The sequence below is a fragment of the Bacillus sp. AFS040349 genome (genome assembly GCF_002577655.1).
Classification (GTDB): domain Bacteria; phylum Bacillota; class Bacilli; order Bacillales; family Bacillaceae; genus Metabacillus.
On record NZ_NUMC01000194.1, the window covers coordinates 1 to 1,314 of the forward strand.

Genomic DNA, 1,314 nt, shown 5'->3' on the forward strand with positions numbered 1-1,314 from the left:
TTGGTTGCGGGGACAGGATTTGAACCTGCGACCTTCGGGTTATGAGCCCGACGAGCTACCAGACTGCTCCACCCCGCGATGGTAAAATTGAAATAGTTTTTCTATGAACTCAGTTTATTATCTTGTACGGACCGTCCCGATTTCAGAAAGATGATTCAAGATGTTGCTCAATCGGTACGCTGATGTAACTCAATGGAGCTTATTCACTTGCTCCACCCCGCGATGATAAATATAAAAAAAGTTTTAGAAATATGGAGGAGGAAAGGGGATTCGAACCCCTGCGGGCTTTGACACCCCTGTCGGTTTTCAAGACCGATCCCTTCAGCCGGACTTGGGTATTCCTCCGTAATAAATGGACCCTGTAGGACTCGAACCTACGACCGGACGGTTATGAGCCGTCTGCTCTAACCAGCTGAGCTAAGGGTCCAATAAATGATTTTACTCATTTATTTTAATCATTATTCTTTAATAGCGGCGGAGGGAATCGAACCCACGACCTCACGGGTATGAACCGTACGCTCTAGCCAGCTGAGCTACACCGCCCTAATTACAAAACGCTCACTGTTTAAAAGCCATGCTCGTCATGTCTCTTGTCAGACACATTCCTCGCAAGCCTACAATGAAGCTAATTCAGGATGTTTACGGCTCGCTCTAGCCAGCTGAGCTACACCGCCAAAAACTAAAATATAAAATTACAAGTGGAGCCTAGCGGGATCGAACCGCTGACCTCCTGCGTGCAAAGCAGGCGCTCTCCCAGCTGAGCTAAGGCCCCATAATCATAATAAATGAATGGTCGGGAAGACAGGATTCGAACCTGCGACCCCTTGGTCCCAAACCAAGTGCTCTACCAAGCTGAGCTACTTCCCGTTCTAAATATCACATGTGGGATGTAAGAGGGTCAAAGATTTTATATTTACCTGAAGCGTAGCATAAAATCTCACTTCTGACTTCCTATTTCTATCATTTAAGATTGGCGCGCCCGAGAGGAGTCGAACCCCTAACCTTTTGATCCGTAGTCAAACGCTCTATCCAATTGAGCTACGGGCGCAAATAATCTAAATTAATCTATAAAAATTAAGGTAAGCTTTTTGCTAGCGCGAAAAACTATGGTGCCGAGGACCGGAATCGAACCGGTACGGTAGTCACCTACCGCAGGATTTTAAGTCCTGTGCGTCTGCCAGTTCCGCCACCCCGGCACTAATTATTGGAGCGGAAGACGGGATTCGAACCCGCGACCCCCACCTTGGCAAGGTGGTGTTCTACCACTGAACTACTTCCGCATTATTGTTAGTTATTTTCGCTAACGCGAAAAAA

Annotated in this window: 9 tRNA genes; all 9 read right to left on the bottom strand. The window is 47.0% G+C overall.

The features are described from left to right. Position 1 precedes the first annotated feature (1 nt). The 9 genes from COD11_RS25925 to COD11_RS25965 all read right to left on the bottom strand — a co-directional run bounded on the left by COD11_RS25925 (position 2) and on the right by COD11_RS25965 (position 1,280). Positions 2-78 (bottom strand) — tRNA-Met (locus COD11_RS25925). Between the two features lie 174 nt (positions 79-252). Further along, positions 253-345: transfer RNA gene (locus COD11_RS25930), tRNA-Ser, on the bottom strand. A gap of 8 nt (positions 346-353) precedes the next feature. Continuing rightward, positions 354-427 (bottom strand) — tRNA-Ile (locus COD11_RS25935). 42 nt (positions 428-469) lie between these two features. Then, a tRNA-Met gene (locus COD11_RS25940) sits at positions 470-543 on the bottom strand. 156 nt (positions 544-699) lie between these two features. Beyond that, positions 700-772, bottom strand: a tRNA-Ala gene (locus tag COD11_RS25945). A gap of 18 nt (positions 773-790) precedes the next feature. Next, positions 791-867 (bottom strand) — tRNA-Pro (locus COD11_RS25950). Between the two features lie 104 nt (positions 868-971). Continuing rightward, positions 972-1,048 (bottom strand) — tRNA-Arg (locus COD11_RS25955). A 59-nt stretch (positions 1,049-1,107) separates the two neighbouring features. Beyond that, positions 1,108-1,196 (bottom strand) — tRNA-Leu (locus COD11_RS25960). A gap of 9 nt (positions 1,197-1,205) precedes the next feature. After that, positions 1,206-1,280: transfer RNA gene (locus tag COD11_RS25965), tRNA-Gly, on the bottom strand. Between the last annotated feature and the right edge of the window lie 34 nt (positions 1,281-1,314).